Annotated in this window: 18 protein-coding genes; 8 read left to right on the top strand and 10 right to left on the bottom strand. The window is 66.8% G+C overall.

From position 1 onward, the window contains the following. Positions 1 to 33: 33 nt before the first annotated feature. Both EDF31_RS04325 and EDF31_RS04320 read left to right on the top strand, forming a co-directional pair. Complete coding sequence (locus tag EDF31_RS04325) at positions 34 to 1,539, top strand: AAA family ATPase (RefSeq protein ID WP_111092466.1); 1,506 nt, start codon at positions 34 to 36, stop codon at positions 1,537 to 1,539. Further along, on the top strand, positions 1,539 to 3,071 hold the full coding sequence (locus EDF31_RS04320) for a hypothetical protein (RefSeq protein WP_165901324.1): 1,533 nt from the start codon (positions 1,539 to 1,541) through the stop codon (positions 3,069 to 3,071). The genes EDF31_RS04325 and EDF31_RS04320 overlap by 1 nt, the downstream gene beginning before the upstream one ends. Before the next feature lie 402 nt (positions 3,072 to 3,473). Here EDF31_RS04320 and EDF31_RS04310 read toward each other — a convergent pair whose 3' ends face one another. Then, positions 3,474 to 3,980 carry a hypothetical protein gene (locus EDF31_RS04310; RefSeq protein WP_131845312.1) on the bottom strand — a complete coding sequence of 169 codons (507 nt, stop codon included), beginning with the start codon at positions 3,978 to 3,980 and terminating at the stop codon, positions 3,474 to 3,476. A 4-nt stretch (positions 3,981 to 3,984) separates the two neighbouring features. Then, positions 3,985 to 4,326 carry a hypothetical protein gene (locus tag EDF31_RS04305; protein ID WP_111092469.1) on the bottom strand — a complete coding sequence of 114 codons (342 nt, stop codon included), beginning with the start codon at positions 4,324 to 4,326 and terminating at the stop codon, positions 3,985 to 3,987. A 71-nt stretch (positions 4,327 to 4,397) separates the two neighbouring features. Between EDF31_RS04305 and EDF31_RS04300 the strand changes: the two genes are divergently transcribed. Continuing rightward, positions 4,398 to 4,880, top strand: a complete 483-nt coding sequence (locus tag EDF31_RS04300) for a hypothetical protein (RefSeq protein ID WP_131845311.1) — start codon at positions 4,398 to 4,400, stop codon at positions 4,878 to 4,880. Positions 4,881 to 4,901: 21 nt separating this feature from the next. Here the strand turns inward: EDF31_RS04300 and EDF31_RS04295 are convergent, their stop codons facing one another. Then, positions 4,902 to 5,096, bottom strand: coding sequence for a hypothetical protein (locus EDF31_RS04295; RefSeq protein ID WP_131845310.1), 195 nt, complete (start codon positions 5,094 to 5,096; stop codon positions 4,902 to 4,904). A gap of 398 nt (positions 5,097 to 5,494) precedes the next feature. Between EDF31_RS04295 and EDF31_RS04290 the strand changes: the two genes are divergently transcribed. Together EDF31_RS04290 and EDF31_RS04285 are read left to right on the top strand one after the other, a co-directional pair. Continuing rightward, complete coding sequence (locus EDF31_RS04290; RefSeq protein ID WP_131845309.1) at positions 5,495 to 6,043, top strand: hypothetical protein; 549 nt, start codon at positions 5,495 to 5,497, stop codon at positions 6,041 to 6,043. Between the two features lie 67 nt (positions 6,044 to 6,110). Further along, positions 6,111 to 7,370: a hypothetical protein gene (locus EDF31_RS04285; protein ID WP_243649844.1), complete on the top strand. Its 1,260-nt coding sequence runs from the start codon at positions 6,111 to 6,113 to the stop codon at positions 7,368 to 7,370. Positions 7,371 to 7,410: 40 nt separating this feature from the next. On the opposite strand, the gene EDF31_RS19860 is transcribed toward EDF31_RS04285, so the two are convergent. From EDF31_RS19860 to EDF31_RS04275, 3 genes are all read right to left on the bottom strand, one after another. Then, entirely contained in the window at positions 7,411 to 7,572 is a 162-nt protein-coding gene (locus EDF31_RS19860) for a hypothetical protein (RefSeq protein WP_165901323.1), read from the bottom strand. A gap of 276 nt (positions 7,573 to 7,848) precedes the next feature. Further along, on the bottom strand, positions 7,849 to 8,922 hold the full coding sequence (gene ychF, locus EDF31_RS04280; protein WP_131845308.1) for a redox-regulated ATPase YchF: 1,074 nt from the start codon (positions 8,920 to 8,922) through the stop codon (positions 7,849 to 7,851). A 59-nt stretch (positions 8,923 to 8,981) separates the two neighbouring features. Further along, a complete protein-coding gene (locus tag EDF31_RS04275) occupies positions 8,982 to 9,551 on the bottom strand; it encodes a hypothetical protein (RefSeq protein WP_131845307.1) in 570 nt (189 codons plus the stop codon). Positions 9,552 to 9,642: 91 nt separating this feature from the next. Here EDF31_RS04275 and EDF31_RS04270 point away from each other — a divergent pair, with 91 nt between their 5' ends. From EDF31_RS04270 to EDF31_RS04260, 3 genes are all read left to right on the top strand, one after another. Further along, complete coding sequence (locus tag EDF31_RS04270; protein ID WP_131845306.1) at positions 9,643 to 10,107, top strand: hypothetical protein; 465 nt, start codon at positions 9,643 to 9,645, stop codon at positions 10,105 to 10,107. 64 nt (positions 10,108 to 10,171) lie between these two features. Beyond that, a complete protein-coding gene (locus EDF31_RS04265; protein WP_123294211.1) occupies positions 10,172 to 10,810 on the top strand; it encodes an exonuclease domain-containing protein in 639 nt (212 codons plus the stop codon). Positions 10,811 to 10,943: 133 nt separating this feature from the next. Continuing rightward, positions 10,944 to 11,702, top strand: coding sequence for a GntR family transcriptional regulator (locus EDF31_RS04260; protein ID WP_123313299.1), 759 nt, complete (start codon positions 10,944 to 10,946; stop codon positions 11,700 to 11,702). 160 nt (positions 11,703 to 11,862) lie between these two features. On the opposite strand, the gene EDF31_RS04255 is transcribed toward EDF31_RS04260, so the two are convergent. The 4 genes from EDF31_RS04255 to EDF31_RS04240 all read right to left on the bottom strand — a co-directional run bounded on the left by EDF31_RS04255 (position 11,863) and on the right by EDF31_RS04240 (position 15,770). Beyond that, positions 11,863 to 12,270: a tautomerase family protein gene (locus EDF31_RS04255; protein WP_131845305.1), complete on the bottom strand. Its 408-nt coding sequence runs from the start codon at positions 12,268 to 12,270 to the stop codon at positions 11,863 to 11,865. A 181-nt stretch (positions 12,271 to 12,451) separates the two neighbouring features. Further along, positions 12,452 to 13,645: a Gfo/Idh/MocA family oxidoreductase gene (locus EDF31_RS04250; RefSeq protein WP_123938992.1), complete on the bottom strand. Its 1,194-nt coding sequence runs from the start codon at positions 13,643 to 13,645 to the stop codon at positions 12,452 to 12,454. A gap of 146 nt (positions 13,646 to 13,791) precedes the next feature. Beyond that, a complete protein-coding gene (locus EDF31_RS04245; protein WP_123340670.1) occupies positions 13,792 to 14,904 on the bottom strand; it encodes a transaldolase family protein in 1,113 nt (370 codons plus the stop codon). Beyond that, positions 14,901 to 15,770, bottom strand: coding sequence for a sugar phosphate isomerase/epimerase family protein (locus tag EDF31_RS04240; protein ID WP_123938993.1), 870 nt, complete (start codon positions 15,768 to 15,770; stop codon positions 14,901 to 14,903). Before EDF31_RS04240 ends, EDF31_RS04245 begins: the two co-directional genes overlap by 4 nt. Position 15,771 lies beyond the last annotated feature (1 nt).

The raw sequence follows: 15,771 nt of genomic DNA, 5'->3' as shown, positions 1-15,771 counted from the left end.
AGCGACGGTGCACGGCCGGTTCACCATCTCGGAATGGACAAGATGAGCACGACCGATTTCTCCGGACGCGCGAGCGCTCCAGCCTGGCTGACCCCGTCTCGCTCCACCAACGCTGAGCGACTGGAGATCGCAAGGCGCTGGCAGGGAGACACCGACAGGCGCTTCACCGTGTCGGTCGCACAGCTCCGTCAGCTGATCGGAGAGGGATTCCGCGCCACGCCGAGGTTCCAATTCAAACTCGTCGGCCTCCCCGGTGGCGACACCGAGTTCAACGCCTGGTGTCGAAAGCTCGGGCGAGAAGCGCACCAGATCATTGCGGCCAGCGTGTCAGCTGAGGTTGGGGAGGAGCTCGAGACCTACTCCCGTGAGGTCGGCTCCGTCACAAACTGGACCGACGGATTCAGCTCGCTCTTCGAATACCTGAGTGTAGTGAACGAGCGAACCACCATCGACGTCGACGCACTGCAGGTCGTGGGTCGACCAGGCGCGGCTCTACAAGCGCAAGCACGAGGCCTCCCGGACGAAGCCGAAGTCGCCGAACGCTCCGCCCATGACGCCGCCAGTAGCGTCGTTCTTCAGGTGCACGAAATGCTCGGGAACGAGAAAAACGTCATCGTCGAAGGAGTCGCCGGATCGGGTAAATCGCATCTCCTTGAAGCGCTCCGCGGACTGTACGAAGACATCGACGTCATCGTCTTCCATCCGTCGACGAGCTACGAAGAATTCGTTTCCGGCCTGCGCCCGACAGCGGATGGACGTTTCACGGGCGTACCGGGCGTGTTCGTACGTGCCTGCCAGCGTGCCGCCGAACAACCACACACCGAGCATCTCCTGTTCATAGACGAGATCAATCGCGCGAACACTGCAAAGGTCTTCGGCGATCTGCTGCTGCCGATGGAGAAGAGCAAGCGATGCGATCCTCGAGCACTCGGAGGACACGCCGTCATGCCCAATGCTCCGGAAGGAGTCGTGGGCGTCACCCTGCAAACCGCCCTCGGCTCACACGAGCGTTCCGTACTCGTGGTGCCCGACAATCTGCACATCCTCGGCACGATGAACTCGACAGACCGCTCAGTCGGGTCACTCGACCTCGCGCTGCGCCGTCGGTTCGCCTGGCTAACGATGGAGCCCCTCAGCGCCACCGCCCTTCGGATAGACCTCAACTACACCGGGAAAATCGATACAGGAGATGCTGCCACCCGAGCAGACTGGGACCAGGTGGTCGAGTGGTACGACGAGACCAACGAAACACTGCTGAACGAGGTTGGACCCGACGCCCGGCTCGGCCACGCGTACATTTACAGCGCCTCGACACCCCGCGCTGCTGCGCAAGGACTCCTTGGTCAGCTGGCTGAGATCGCCTTCACGTTCAACCTGGCCCCGGAGCGCCTGGACGACATTCCGGCGATCGAGCTGTCCGGCATGGGCGTCAGCATGAATGCATCCTATCGCGGGAAAGGCCTCGGACGCCGGCCGTCTGTGTCCGTCCAACAACTCGTCCGTCATGCCGACGGTCGGGCCGTTGATTCCGTCCGATGATGGCAGACACGAGCACCGACCAAGGACTAACACTTCGGGCAAGCACGAACGGCAACGGCGTCGGCCTCACCGTCCTCGCGCCTCCGGACTCCGATGCTGTGCTGGTCGTGCACGTGCTCCCGAAAGTCTGGCGTCCGACTTCCACAGGATCCGTCGTCGACACTCCCGACGGCGGCGGGGCCATTCAAATTTTCGAAGGAGACTACGTCCGCTTCACCCGAGCATGGCAGGACGTTGCCGCGCAGAGGCTCGCGCCGACGCCGACGCTCTCCAGCACCGCGGAAGCTTCTGCATCTGACGACAGCGTTGCAGGCGGCGCGTTGGACGCTCTTTGGTCACGAGAGCCGGTGAGGAGGAACGTCTTGAGAGGGCGAGGCGAGGTCGAACGAGGTCATGTCACAGCGATGTGGGGTTTGCTCCTCAGCTGCGGGCAAAAGCCAGTCCCGGTCAAGGGCACCAGGCCACCGTCAGCGAGCGGAATGGAAGTTATCGCCGACATCCCAGAGCTCAAGGCATTCGCCATCGCAACCTTCGTCCACGCTGCAACACGGCTCGTTCCGCGGCGGAAGCCGGCGTACAGGTCTCGCATCGACAGCGCGACAACGGTGAGAGGGCGTTTGGTTCCAGGCGCGCTCATTGCGCGCTCCGTTCGGAACGACGTCAGGGTCACCTGCGAGTACGACGAGCTCACCGGTGATCACCGGCTGTGGCAGGTCGTCCGAACAGCCCTGGAGCGGTGCTGGGACGCTCCTGGTCAGCGCGAGTTTGTGATGGGCGGTCTCGCGCAGCTGCGAGACGTCGCGACTTTGACGGTGCGTGAGGCCATATTCCACGGCAACACGTTGGTTCCGTCGATACGAGATCCAGCGCACCTCGGCATCCTCCGACTCGCGTTGAGCGTCCTCCAGGAGAAGCACAAGCCAGCTATCGAGCGCGGCGATGGTGATGCGGTCATCGCCAACCTCAAGTACGCGACGAGTTCTCTGTGGGAGAAGCTCCTCGAGCGCGCATTCCGCGATGCCGGGTGCGTCGTCGCACCGCAATCGAAGCTTCCGATGCTCTTCGAGCCGACAGCTGAGGGCTGGAAGCCAAGACCGGAGAAACTCCCGGATCTCATGGTGACGTCACCTTCGGGCGACCGCTTCTTCATCGATGCGAAGTACATGACCACTGAGAGTTTCGACGCGGCCGCGAAGGGTGATCAGTACCAAGCCATCGCCTACACGCAACGGTCCGGATTTCCTACCCTGCTCGCCTTCGCTACGAATCCGATAGAGGGGGGACAGACTCAACCAGCGGAAGTGCTGTTCCGGGCGATACCTCCTTCGGGATGGTCCGCCCCGACCCGAAGACCTTTCAGGGCTGACGACAGCTGGTTGCTCGTCGGGTCGACGACGTTTGCTTTCCCCACGCCAGCGGACGAGTCACCCGACGCCGGAGGGACGACATCGGCCCCGACCAGCAAGCAGGCGTTGTCCCGCGCAGCGGCCCACGTGACGAGCAGCATCCGCCAACAACTCGAAGCCATGTGAACGCTTTGGCACCGCAGAAGCTTCGCCCGAAACGAGCACCCGCGCCGAGGTCGGTTGTTGAACCGGAACGTCCGCGTACTCGCCGATCACAAACGACCACCCATGTCTCCCGCATAACTGTGGGAATCCGCGTTTGGGCGAGCACCGGCCACAGACGCCCGAACCCGACTGTCCTGACGAACGACTGACGAACGAGACTGGGGTGATAAACGATTGGATGACGGCCCGTGAGGCCGCCGAGTACGCCCGATGCCACTGGCGCACGATCACAGACGCTTGCCGTGCCGGCGAGTTCCCCGGTGTTCAGCGGGCCAGGAACGCGACGTGGCGGGTTCTGCGCGACAACGTCGACGTGTGGCTCGGCGCCAACCCGCCCGTGCGGCGGGAGGGGCTCCGGGCTTTCTAGAGCAAGTCGAGGTCCCACTGAACCTGCTCGAGCCGCGTGAACCAGCCGATCGCCGCGTTCAACGGACCCGGGAGCTCGCGCCCTTCGAGATGTGCACGGTAGACGGCGTCCTGCTGCGGCACGGACTTGTTCTGGTGCCGGTCGCCGATCCAATCGGCGAGCAGCGTGCCGAGTGGGCCGTAGATCGACGTCCCCCAGTCCAGCGGGAACGTGAGTGGCCAGCTCAACCCAGCCGGCCGGACGGCGATCACCGCCCCGTGAGTGATCCCGTTCCGGACCAGGCGGATCCCGGGCAGCACCCGCCCTTGTTCGTCGGCATCGCGCACGGCGTCGTAGTCGGCGCCGAAGCTGCGCATGAGCTGCTCGTCGAGGGACGCCGCCCAGAACGCGGCGGTGCCCAGCGCGACGTACTCGTTCCCTGGGTCGCCCTCGACGACATGAGTAGCTTCCTCGAGTCCTCGTAGGGCGAGTCCTCGCACCGGAGTCCACAGTGGCAGCGTCATGCGGTCATCCAATCTGCACCGGTGGCGTTGCCCCGCGGAGTCCCGCCGGCGTGCGTTCGGCGACGGCGTCCCACGTCCTCTCGTCGACGTACTCGACGCCGACCGCGTTCAGGTGCTCACGCCACGTGAGGATCCGCAGCGCACTCTCGTCGCCGGCGACAGCGGCCCGCATCACGAGTTCCACGACCAGGTGCGCACCGACGTCGTCGACGGGTCGGAGCTGCTCGGCGAGCTCCCGGTACGCCTTCCGCTTGAGCGCAGCGCCGCACCGGCGGTCTCGATAGTCCTGCTCTCGTGCTCGCTTCGCGGCCGTCTGCGGTTTGTTCCTGCGGTGAGCGCGACCCATGTCGGCAGTCTGCCCTACGCTCCGCTGTGGGGGCAGCGGGGCACGTCCCCGACCCGATCGGAAGGACGACCATGACCGACAGTGACACCGCGATCGCTCTGCACCGGCTCGTGCTAAGCAGCAACCTCGTCTGGCCGAATGCCAACGTCTTCGACCGTTCGCCGACCCTCAAAGCGAACATTGCGTCGCTGCTCGCCCATGCAATAGGGCACGCGGACGTCGAGTTCATGCATGCCGCCATCGAAGACCCCGACCTACCCGTCTCCCCTGTGCACGTGGTCGCGTTCACAGAGCGGACCGTCGTCGTGATCGATGGAGCAGGGCTGATGGCGAGCGCAACGATCCTGCGGCGGAATGCGCTCCGGTCAGCAACTCTCGTCCGGGTCCCGAACCTCGTCAGTGGCGACTGGAGCGCGGCGAGCACTCTTCGGGTCGAACTCGACTACGGCCCCGCTCTCGACCACGCCGTGCTGCTCGGACACGACCTGCAGACTCCCAAGAACGTCACGGAGCTCGTCGCGTTCTGGCCCGAGCTGCAGGCCGACCTCGTCTAACGTCGAACGCCCCGCACATGGCTACGAGAGCGTGTGCGGGGCGTTCGTGGGGCGATCAGGTGCGGCGACCGTGATCGAGTCGATCGCGTTGCCGGCGTCCGTGATTCGCATGCCGTGCTTCGTCGCCGTCTGGTCGAACGAGTCGGTCACGGCGAGCACCTGCCCGCCGTTGAGGAACACCCGGATCTGTGGAACGGCTTCGGCAATGGAACGCACGAGCACAAGTCGCAGCAGTCGTTGAGTGTTTTGACGATCCGCAGCATAAGCTTTGGTCGGCTACGTACGAATCGCTCACCCTTTGGAGCCACGGTTTTACACCCCTGAACTTGGTTTCCCACTCGGCACCAGGCAAAGAAGAGCCGGGCGGTCTGCCGTCTCAACGGACACTTATCAGTCTCAGAGCAACTACGCCAAGCTCGTCAGCCCGCTCTACGACTCATTTCCCGCTCCTTGGCTGACTGATTAAATGGCAACCGTCTAGTGATTACGGGTACCCATATCAACTAAGGGGTGACACGAAACGCTCGTAGTTGACATCGAGACAAGCGGCCTAGTGCGTGGATGGCGTCGTGCGGTAACCTTCAACGAAAGCCCGAGGATCGAGCGGAGATCTCATGCCGAACAACGCAAACGACGACCGCGCGGCGAACGAGGGCCCGCTGGGCAGCGAGGCGGAGGTGCAGCGCGCCATCGGCAGTGACTCCCTGATCGGTCTGACGCCTGAGCAGCTGACGCGCTTCGTCGAAGTGCTTCCGCGTCTTGACCCCGAAACACTCAAGATGATCTTGGCACAATATCCAGAGCTGAAGGCGCAGGTCATCGAGGGGCTAGGCGTAGTCCGGAACGCCTACGAAGCGACGCTCGCCTCGAATGACAAGAGCCAGCAAGGCGTCTACCGGGCAATCGACCGCACGATGGACATGTTACAGGGGGAGCTTGACAAGGACGGTAACTCCGAGGACGACCGCCGCTTCTTGATCGACAGCTTCCTGCGCACCACGCAGATGGCCGCAGACCAGGATGCGAAGAACAAGAAGTTCCTCGAAACGACCTTCGGCAAGACCGTCCTGGCCACCGCGGTCGGCGTCGGTCTTGGTGCTGCCGTTCTCGCGCCGAAGCTGCTGAAGAGCGTTGGGTCAGCAGGCGGCGGGTTGCGCGCCTGACCGCCCCGCGTCTAATGCAGGCAGCGAGCCATCGAGGGCTAGACGAGGCGGAGTGACGGGACCCAGAATGCCTCAAATCACGCCATCAGCCGTTGCTCTCCTGAAGCGAGTGCGAAAGCGCTACCTCGACTCCCGTGAGTTCAACGGGCTGCATCTTCACGGCGCTGTGGTCGACGAGGCGCGAAGTCCTGGGATCGAGCTGGTGCGAGCCGGGATGGTCCAGGTCGTTGCCGGAGCGGACTACATGAACATCCACATCCGGCCGTGGCCGTCAAGGCGATCGCAGGAGGAGCAGGAACAGGACCTCGAGTCGCTGACAGCAGACGACTACGGCGTCTGCCTGTACCCGACCGTCGACGGGATGAAAGGCGTCAGGCTGCCTACCCGTCTGACTGGCCGTCCCTACGGCCGCGCCATGGCGAGAGGCAAGGGCACGCTGGAACTGGCGTACTTCGAGTTCGCCGTCCTTGAGCAGTACCGCAACGACGGGCGGTTCCGATTCGACTTCGGGGACGCCAGAGCAAGCATGGGCCTCACTGATGAGGCCTTCGACGGCGACGATGTTTTCGAGAGAGACCATGTTGGGCTTAGCCACATCGGTTTCGCCTACGACCTCTCGGGCTACGATTCCAACGACCACGACTCGCCTATCGAGCGGCGGGTTGCTGTGTTCTACTGTGACCTGATCACACTCACCCCGGAGCACCAGCGACGGTGGGAGACCTACCAGGTGCCCGACGATGGTCTGGAACCACATCCGATCTGGTGGGGGTCACAAATGGGCCGATGGCCGGACGCGGTCGGACCCTTCGCTCACCTGTTCATCGAGCTACAGAATCTCAATCAGCTGGCCCAGCTCGCCTTCGGCGAGCACATGTTCCGGATCGAGGAGCGTCCTGCCGACTTCGGTTGGTTGCTCCGGCCGTCTCAGCGAGAGTGGGATGAGTTCGTCCTTCAGCTCGATAAGTTGCTGTCGGAGAACCTGAGCGGCCGGTTCCTCGATCGCCTCGGCACCCCCACGACGGACGACCGCAATCAGCGGATCGGAAGTCTGAATCGTTTCCAGACCTTCATGCTCGATCACGGAGTAAGCGAGGCTGACGCAAAGAAGGTTCTTGCGCCGCTGAAGAGCGTTCGGCAGGCGCGTCAGAAGCCCGCCCACTCGCTCCGCGCGAACCTGAACGATCACAGCTTCATCCACAAGCAAATCAACCTCATGCAGGAGACCATCGGTGCCCTCACCGGGATCCGAGGATGGCTGTCGTCCCATCCCGCCTGTTCGGAATGGAAGAACGACTACGCCGACCTAGGCACCTACCCGCTCTGACTCTCTCGTGAACAGGACAGGGCCACGATCCGAAGTTGGATCATGGCCCCAGCCGTGGTGGCGCACAGTCCTCGACCTGGCTCACGACCTCGACGACGTTGGTGACGCCTGCCGGAATCTTGTCCTCGTCGTAGACGTCAGCGACCGCAACCTCATCGGCACCGAGCGTCTGGCTCGAAATGGCAACAGCAAGATCCGTCATGGATCCCTCGTAAAGCTGTAGATCGCTCACGAGCCTGCCAGAGAGGACTCACGGGGAACAACCCGCCCGTCTGGGGGCCATGGCTACGCTGCAGGAGCGATTTCGCGTCGGGGTCACAGCATGTGCACCCGGAGGCAGATCATGCCTGAGACGGGCTACAGCCTGAATCGTGGAGGCGATCAGCCTCCGGATGATTGACACAAACGGGACACAGCGGGCAAAACCGTGGCGAAGCTGTGTGGGATTTCGAGGCTAGATCCGCACCAGATTAACGATCTAGTTGTTGAAGCGGAACTCCACCACGTCGCCGTCCTGCATGACGTAGTCCTTGCCCTCGATGCGGGCCTTGCCGGCAGCTCGCGCCTCGGCGATGGAGCCGGTCTCGACCAGGTCACCGAACGAGATGACCTCGGCCTTGATGAAGCCCTTCTCGAAGTCGGTGTGGATGACGCCGGCAGCCTGGGGTGCCTTCCACCCCTTGCCGATCGTCCACGCACGGGCTTCCTTCGGACCGGCCGTCAGGTAGGTCTGCAGCCCGAGGGTGTCGAAGCCGATCCGTGCGAGCTGGTCGAGTCCGGACTCGGTCTGTCCGGTGGACTCGAGCAGTTCGGCGGCGTCGGCCGGGTCGAGGTCGATGAGCTCCGACTCGACCTGGGCGTCGAGGAAGACGGCCTGGGCGGGGGCGACGAGCGCGGCCAGCTCAGCCTTGCGGGCGTCGTCCGTCAGGATCGCCTCGTCGACGTTGAACACGAAGATGAAGGGCTTGGCCGACAGGAGTCCGAGCTCGGCGATCGGCGCGAGGTCGATCTTCGTCGCGGACAGCAGGGTGCCCTGCTCGAGCGCGGCACGGGCCTCGCGAGCGGTCTCGAGCACGATCGGCTCGGCCTGCTTGAGCTTCACGGTCTTCTCGTACCGCGGCAGCGCCTTGTCGATCGTCTCCATGTCGGCGAGGATCAGCTCGGTGTTGATGACCTCGAGGTCGTCCTTCGGGGACACCTTGTTCGCCACGTGCACGACGTCGTCGTCGGTGAAGCCGCGGACGACCTGCGCGATGGCGTCGGCCTCGCGGATGTTCGCGAGGAACTTGTTGCCGAGCCCCTCGCCCTCGCTCGCACCCTTGACGATGCCGGCGATGTCGACGAACGACACCGGCGCGGGCACGGTCTTCTCCGAGTGGAAGAGCTCGGCGAGCTGGTCGAGCCGCGAGTCGGGCAGGTTCACCACCCCGACGTTCGGTTCGATCGTCGCGAACGGGTAGTTCGCGGCGAGGACCTGGTTCTTGGTCAGGGCGTTGAACAGGGTCGACTTGCCGACGTTCGGGAGACCGACGATTCCGATGGTGAGAGCCACGGAAGAACAGCCTACCGGCGGCGGCCCGCCGGAACCGACCCGGGCCTCCAGTCCGTCCGTCAGGACAGCGGACGCGACCCGCTCATCGAGGGCCGCAGGGCAGTGATGCGGCGCTCGACGACGTCGAAGACGTCGGCCTGCAGCCGCTGCGAGCGCCGCCAGTCGCCGGCCACCTGCAGCGAGTGGTCGGCACGGTCGACGGTCAGGAGGCGCGCAGCAGTCCCCGAGACCCGCTCGGGCCGCCACATGGTGTCGTCTCCACCCCCGATCGCGTCGTGCGCGTCGGTGGCGGCGGCGAGCGCCGTGGCCACGTCGTCGTGCGTGAGGACCGGCGTGAGCCAGACCCCGGGGACGTCGTTCCGGATCGCCCAGGGCAGGGCGAAGCACCCGAACGACTTCGCGATGACCAGGTCGGGTAGGCGATCGCCCAGCGCAACCCCGATCGCGGCCTCGACGAACGCCACCGGGTCGACCCCGGCACCGTCGTCGATGGTCCAGGCCGGAGCCACGACCTCGCACCCGGCCGCCGATGCGATGGCCTGTGACCACCACAGCAGCGGCGCCTGCTGACCGTAGCCCGCTCCGGCGAGCACCAGCACGAGCGGCCGATCGTCTCCGTCGTTCCCCATGCCCGCACGCTACCGCGGGGAACGCAGCACAGTCGGTTCTGGCAGCGTGGTCCCCGTCGTCCGGACCGGGCGACGGAACAGGAGGACGTCGATGTGGTTCGAACGCGACGAGCGCGGTGTGCACTCGGTGGGCATGGGGGCGCCGGGGCTCCGGCAGCGCTTCGCCCCGGAGACGCTCGCCGCCCTCGAGCAGGCCTCCCGCGCTGAGCTCGAGCAGCTGCACGACGCGATGGCCGAGCTCGAGGCGGACGTCCTTGTCGTCTACGACCCCGAGGACGACACGATCGACTACGCCGAGGAGGACCGCTTCCGCGGGATCCCGCTCCCCCGCGACTCGGGGTTCCCGGTCGTCACCGGCGACCTGACCGCCGGGCTCACCGAACACGTGGAGAGCCTGCCGCTGCGCTGGCGACTGGACGGCGTCGCGGTGGCGTTCGAGATGGTGGGGACCCTGCTTGCGCCGCACTGGAAGCGCGAACGAGCGCGTCGGACGGCGACCTGGCGCGCGACGGCAAGACGTCGGCGCAGCGGTTCCCGCTCGGCACGACGCCGCTGAGCGTCCGGCCGCAACGCCGAGGCGGCTTCCGGCGATGTCGGCGCCCCGTGCGACGATCGCAACCGTGCCGTTGAACTTCACCGCGATCGACTTCGAGACCGCGAACAGCTCGCCCGCCAGTGCGTGCTCCGTCGGACTGGTCAAGGTCCGCGCGGGCCGGGTCGTCGACCGGGCGTCGTGGTTCATCCGCCCGCCGTTCGGACACGACGCGTTCCTCGAGTGGAACACCCGGATCCACGGGATCGTCGCCGAGGACGTCGTGCGGGCGAAGACATGGGAGCAGCAGTACCCCGACCTCGTGGCCTTCGCCGAGGGTGACGTCCTGGTCGCGCACAACGCCCGGTTCGACATGGGCGTCATCGCCGGTGGGTGCTCGGCAACCGGCATCGACCTCGCCGAGCACCACTCGATGTGCTCGCTCGCGGTGGCCCGCAAGACCTACACGCTCGACTCCTACCGACTGCCGGTCGCAGCGATGGCCGCCGGGTTCGAGGGGTTCCAGCACCACGATGCCGCCGCCGATGCCGAGGCGTGTGCTGCGATCGTCATCCACGCTGCCGGCCACCACGGCACCGACACGGTCGAGGCCCTGGGGGCGGCGACCCGCGTGACGATCGCCCCGGTCCGGGCCCGTGCCGAGAAGCCCAAGGCCTCGACGCCGCAGCCCCGGCTGTCGAACCGTCCGATGGTCTTCGCCGACTGAGCCCAACGCGAGCGTGGGACGGTCTCGAGCCGACACCCGTTGTCCGGTGCTCGGGGCGCCGATACCCCGGTGGTATTGTCACGACATTGCCGTCGGCACCGACGCCGGCACCCAGCACGTGTGAAGGACCGCGATGACCAACGAAGGCCAGCTGCCGTCCGACCTGTTCATGGACCTGGACCGGTCGGGTCCCATGCCCCTCTACTTCCAGGTGGCCTCGCGCATCGAGGAGTCGATCCGCTCCGGCGTGATGCCACCCGGCGCCCGTCTCGAGAACGAGATCGCGCTCGGTGAGCGACTCGGACTGTCCCGCCCGACGATCCGTCGGGCGATCCAGGACCTCGTCGACAAGGGGCTGCTCGTCCGCCGCCGCGGCATCGGCACACAGGTCGTGCACGGCCCGGTGACCCGCAAGGTCGAGCTCACGAGCCTGTACGACGACCTGGCCCAGGGGTCACAGGCACCGGCGACGAAGCTCCTCGAGCGCAACGACGTGCCGGCTCCGGACGACGTCGCAGCCGCGCTGAGCGTCGAGCCCGGCACGACCGTGGCGCACATCCGCCGCGTGCGGTTCGCCGAGGACGTCCCGATGGCGATCCTCGAGAACTACCTGCCGCCGGAGTTCCTCGAGATCACCGACCAGGACCTGCAGGACCACGGGCTCTACCAGCTGCTCCGCGGTCGCGGCGTGACGATGCGGGTGGCGAAGCAGCGGATCGGTGCCCGCGCGGTCACCGACGAAGAGGCCGGTCTGCTCGAGATCGAGGACGGCGACCCCGTGCTCACCATGAGCCGCACCGCGTACGACGCCTCGGGCCGCGCGGTCGAGTACGGCGTGCACTGCTACCGCCCCGACCGCTACTCGTTCGAGGTCACCCTCGTCGACAAGTAGGCAGTTCGCGCTGACCGCGTGACGTCGAGGTTCCACGAACTGCCGTACGCGTGACGCCGAGGTCCCACGGATGGCCGCTGGACGCCTCGAGATGCCGAGATTTCGGAACCTCGGCGGAACCTCGGCGGGGCAGGGGCGCGCGGGACCGGACGGACCCCGCTCAGGCGAGCGAGGGCACGCCGAGCTCGCCCGTCACGTACTGCGCACGTCCGAAGCCGAACGACCAGTCCTGCGGCCCGTTCTCGACATAGCCGATGAAGACGTCCTCGGACGCGACACCGATCGCCGCCAGGGCGTCGTGGATGGCCGCGTACAGCGTCGTCTTCGCGTCGTCGGTGCGCCCGCGCTGCGTGAAGACCTGGATCACGACGACGCCCTCGGTGCGCTCGAACCCCAGGCCGGCGTCCTCGGCGATGATCTGCTGCGCCGGGTGCTCGGTGATCACCTGGAACCGGTCGCGCACGGGGATCGCGTACACGTCGACGATCGCCTGGTGGATGGCGTCGGCGATGGCGCGCACCGCCTGCGGCGTGCGGCCGGTGGCGAGGTCGATACGGACGAGCGGCATGGTGCCTCCTGCAGTTCGGGACTTTGTCCTGACAAACTAACATGTATCGAGACTCAGCAACAGACGGACGGGCGCGCCCCGCTCAGCGGCAATGCGAAGCATTGCGCGGGGCGCGCCGACCGAGCTTGCGAGGGAGGGGTGCCAGCTGGCACCGCGCCTCCCGTCCGTCGTCCGCGACCGTCTAGAGCACGGGGGTCGCCGCCGCGTAGGTGAGCGGTCCGTCGACGCGCGCGACGTCGTGCCACGCACCGTCGGCGAGGGACGCCTCCGCCGCCTCGACGATGGACGCAGCAGCCAGCCCGTCGGCGACCGACGGGGCGAGCTGCTCCCCGCGACGGACGCTCGCGATGAACTGGGCGGCCTCGATCGTCTTCAGGTCGTCGTAGCCCATGGCCGTGCCGGCGCCGGGCTGGAAGCGCGCGAACTCGCCGTCACCCGAGGCGACGTAGTGCGTGGCGTAGCCGTCGACCTCCTGCCCGTCGAGGTACACCTCGAGCTCGTTGAGACGCTGGAAGTCCCACCGCACCGAACCCCTGGTGCCGTAGATCTCGAGCGTGTACTCGGCGTGCGGCCCCCGCATGACACGGCTCGAGTCCATGGTGCCGACCGCTCCGTCCTCGAAGCGGAAGAGCAGGGCGGCGTAGTCCTCGTTCTCGACGCGGCCGAGGTCGCCGGTGGCGGCGGCGCTCCGGTCGACGATGCCCGCGGCTGGCTTCGGGCGCTCCTGGATGAAGGTCTCAGCGAGCGCGCTCACACTGGCGATCCGACCGACGACGTACTGCGCCAGGTCGAGGCCGTGCGACAGCAGGTCGCCGAGCACGCCCGAGCCGGCACGCTCACGCTCGAAGCGCCAGGTCAGCGGCGCCGCGGGGTCGGACGAGTAGTCGGCGAGCAGCGACCCGCGCACGTTCGTGATCCGACCGAGGCGGCCGCTGCGGACGAGTTCGCGCGCCCGCTCAATCGCTGGGGCGTGCCGGTAGTTGAACCCGACGCTCGTGATGACGCCCGCGCGCTGGACGGCCTCGTGGATCTGCCGCGAGTCGCTGGCGTAGCGGCCCATCGGCTTCTCGATCCAGAACGGCTTGCCGGCCTCAGCAGCGGCGACCGCCATCTCGCGGTGCAGGAAGTTCGGCGAGCAGATCGACACGACGTCGACGGCCGGGTCGGCGAGGACCTCGTGGTAGTCGGCGACCGCGCGCTCGTAGCCCAGGCGGGTGACGGCCTGGTCACGTGCGGCCTCGATCGGGTCCGCGGCGACGACGAGCCGGGGCTGCACGCCGAGCTCCGGGAAGTGGTCCGGCAGGGCGCGGTAGGCGCGGGAGTGCAGCCGCCCCATCCAGCCGACCGAGATGAGGCCGACACCGATGCTGTCCATGGGAACTCCTTCGTTCGTGGGCGCCGATTGGAGCGCGCCAACCATCGTACGGGATCGCTTGTGGTTTGTCAGTACAAAGACCGTGAGCAGAAGACGTCGGGTCACCTGGGGCGACCCGACGTCTTCTGCTCACGAAGTGGCTCGGCTCAGTTCGGCGGGAAGATGATGTCCCGCACCAGGGCGTCGAGCTGCGCGTCGGCGTCGAGGAACTGGCGCAGCGTCGTCACCGTGGCACCGAACCGGTCGAACTCGTCGATCGTCATGCCGTCGACGTCGTAGCCGCGCGCGAACTCGGGCGTCGCCGCGCGCAGGGCCGCGATGACGTCGGCCGGCACCTCGTCGTGGATGGCGTCCGGACGGAACGGGAACGCGTTCGCGTTGATGTCCTTCGTCCACTGGAACGGCGGCGAGACGACGAGGTCCCCGCCCTGGAACTCCGACCACTGCAAGGCGTTCCGGAAGGCGGCGACGAGCACGCGCGAACGGAAGCCACGCTCCTGGAACACCCGGTAGGCGTTCTTCACCGCGGCGACGCCGGCCCACTCGAGGATGCCGGGGTCGACCATGACGTGGTCCCGCTTGACGACGGTCTTCAGCCAGTCGTCGAACCGGCCGGCCATCAGCGTGACGACGTGGCCGAACTCCTGGTCGGGCAGCCCGTCGGCGGCACGACGGTCGAGCGCACGCTCGATGGCCTCACCGACGGCGACGACCTGCGGCACCGTGAACGACACCGTCGCGTTGATCGAGACCCCGCGGTAGGCGGCCTCCTCGATCGCGGCGATGCCGACCTTGGTGGCGGGGATCTTCACGATGATGTTCGGGGCGAGCTGCGAGAACCGCACGGCCTGCTCGACCAGGGCGTCGGCGTCGCGGTGGAAGCGCGGGTCGGTCTGCATCGACAGGCGACCGTTGCGGCCGCCGGACGCCTCGAACGCGGGCAGCAGCTGCTCGGCCGCCGCGATGGAGAGCTCCTCGACGGCCTTCCAACCGATCCAGGACTCCCCCGCCGTCGGGTGCTCCGCGGCGATCTCGCGGATGCGCGGCACCCAGGTCTCGGGGTCCTGCTTGATGCAGGTGTACGCGATCACCGGGTTGCAGGTCGCCCCGACGGCGCCGTACTCGTGGATCGCGGTGGACAGTTCGCGCGGGTCGGCGGAGTCGTTCCACAGGGCGGTCACGGTCTGCGACGCGGCCTGCAGTGTGACGGGTCGGACGTCGGCGTCGGTGGTCGCCGGTGACGAGAGGGTGTCGGTCATCGTGTGAGTCCCTTCTTGATCGTGTCGAGCTGGAAGCGCGAGACCTCGTCGGCGTTCTCGTCCTCGGCGAAGACGCTCGACACCGCGACGGTGTCCTCGCGCGCCGTGAAGCCGACCCGGTCGAGGGCGGCCCAGAAGGCGTCGAAGTCGACGTCCGCCTGGCCGACCGGCAGGTGCTGGTGCACGCGGACCGGGTTGCCGGGCGGGTTGGTGATGTAGCGCAGGCCGTGCGACCGGTGGTGGTCGTAGGCGTCGGCGACGTGCACGAGCTGCAGCGAGTCGCCCGCGGCGTCGATGATCTCGTCCATGTTGCCGCCGTAGTGGAACGTGTGGCAGGCGACGTAGACGAAGCCGATGCTCTTCGAGTTCAGCCCGCGGATCACCCGGAGCGCCTCGAGTCCGTCCTCGACGAAGTCGTCGGGGTGCGGGTCGATGAGGACCCGGATGCCGGAGTCCTCGATGATCGGCAGGAGCTCCTCCATCGCCCAGTGGAACTGGTCCTCGGACTCCTCAGCGCGTTCGGGGCGGCCGGAGAACTCCGTGTTGATCGTGTCCACGCCCAGGCGCTTCGTGATCTCGATGACCCGCTTCCACTTCTTGACGGCGGCCTCGCGGGCCTCCTTGTCCGGGCCGGCCCAGCGCAGGACGGGCAGGACCGACGCGACCTGGACCCCGGCCGTCGTGCACGCCGCGGCGAACGCGTCGACGAGGTCGTCGTCGGCCGTGGGGTGCCGGTAGAAGGGGATGAAGTCCTTGTGCGGGGTGAGTTGCAGGTACTCGTAGCCGAGATCGGCCACCTTCTGCGGGAACTCCAGCAGCGACAGGTCGTGGTGGTACGGCGTGGGGTCGAGTGCGATCTTCGGCATC

The organism is Curtobacterium sp. PhB142 (assembly GCF_004341255.1).
In the GTDB taxonomy this organism is placed as follows: Bacteria; Actinomycetota; Actinomycetes; order Actinomycetales; family Microbacteriaceae; genus Curtobacterium.
The sequence above is the reverse complement of the archived record's forward strand: the minus strand, read 5'-3'. Positions and strand labels throughout refer to the sequence as shown.

Coding starts and splice junctions, on each gene's coding strand:
- EDF31_RS04325 (WP_111092466.1), top strand. CDS start 34: ATGGACAAGATGAGCACGACCGATTTCTCCGGACGCGCGAGCGCTCCA.
- EDF31_RS04320 (WP_165901324.1), top strand. CDS start 1,539: ATGGCAGACACGAGCACCGACCAAGGACTAACACTTCGGGCAAGCACG.
- EDF31_RS04310 (WP_131845312.1), bottom strand. CDS start 3,980: ATGACGCTGCCACTGTGGACTCCGGTGCGAGGACTCGCCCTACGAGGA.
- EDF31_RS04305 (WP_111092469.1), bottom strand. CDS start 4,326: ATGGGTCGCGCTCACCGCAGGAACAAACCGCAGACGGCCGCGAAGCGA.
- EDF31_RS04300 (WP_131845311.1), top strand. CDS start 4,398: ATGACCGACAGTGACACCGCGATCGCTCTGCACCGGCTCGTGCTAAGC.
- EDF31_RS04290 (WP_131845309.1), top strand. CDS start 5,495: ATGCCGAACAACGCAAACGACGACCGCGCGGCGAACGAGGGCCCGCTG.
- EDF31_RS04285 (WP_243649844.1), top strand. CDS start 6,111: ATGCCTCAAATCACGCCATCAGCCGTTGCTCTCCTGAAGCGAGTGCGA.
- EDF31_RS19860 (WP_165901323.1), bottom strand. CDS start 7,572: ATGACGGATCTTGCTGTTGCCATTTCGAGCCAGACGCTCGGTGCCGAT.
- EDF31_RS04275 (WP_131845307.1), bottom strand. CDS start 9,551: ATGGGGAACGACGGAGACGATCGGCCGCTCGTGCTGGTGCTCGCCGGA.
- EDF31_RS04270 (WP_131845306.1), top strand. CDS start 9,643: ATGTGGTTCGAACGCGACGAGCGCGGTGTGCACTCGGTGGGCATGGGG.
- EDF31_RS04260 (WP_123313299.1), top strand. CDS start 10,944: ATGACCAACGAAGGCCAGCTGCCGTCCGACCTGTTCATGGACCTGGAC.
- EDF31_RS04255 (WP_131845305.1), bottom strand. CDS start 12,270: ATGCCGCTCGTCCGTATCGACCTCGCCACCGGCCGCACGCCGCAGGCG.
- EDF31_RS04250 (WP_123938992.1), bottom strand. CDS start 13,645: ATGGACAGCATCGGTGTCGGCCTCATCTCGGTCGGCTGGATGGGGCGG.
- EDF31_RS04245 (WP_123340670.1), bottom strand. CDS start 14,904: ATGACCGACACCCTCTCGTCACCGGCGACCACCGACGCCGACGTCCGA.
- EDF31_RS04240 (WP_123938993.1), bottom strand. CDS start 15,770: ATGCCGAAGATCGCACTCGACCCCACGCCGTACCACCACGACCTGTCG.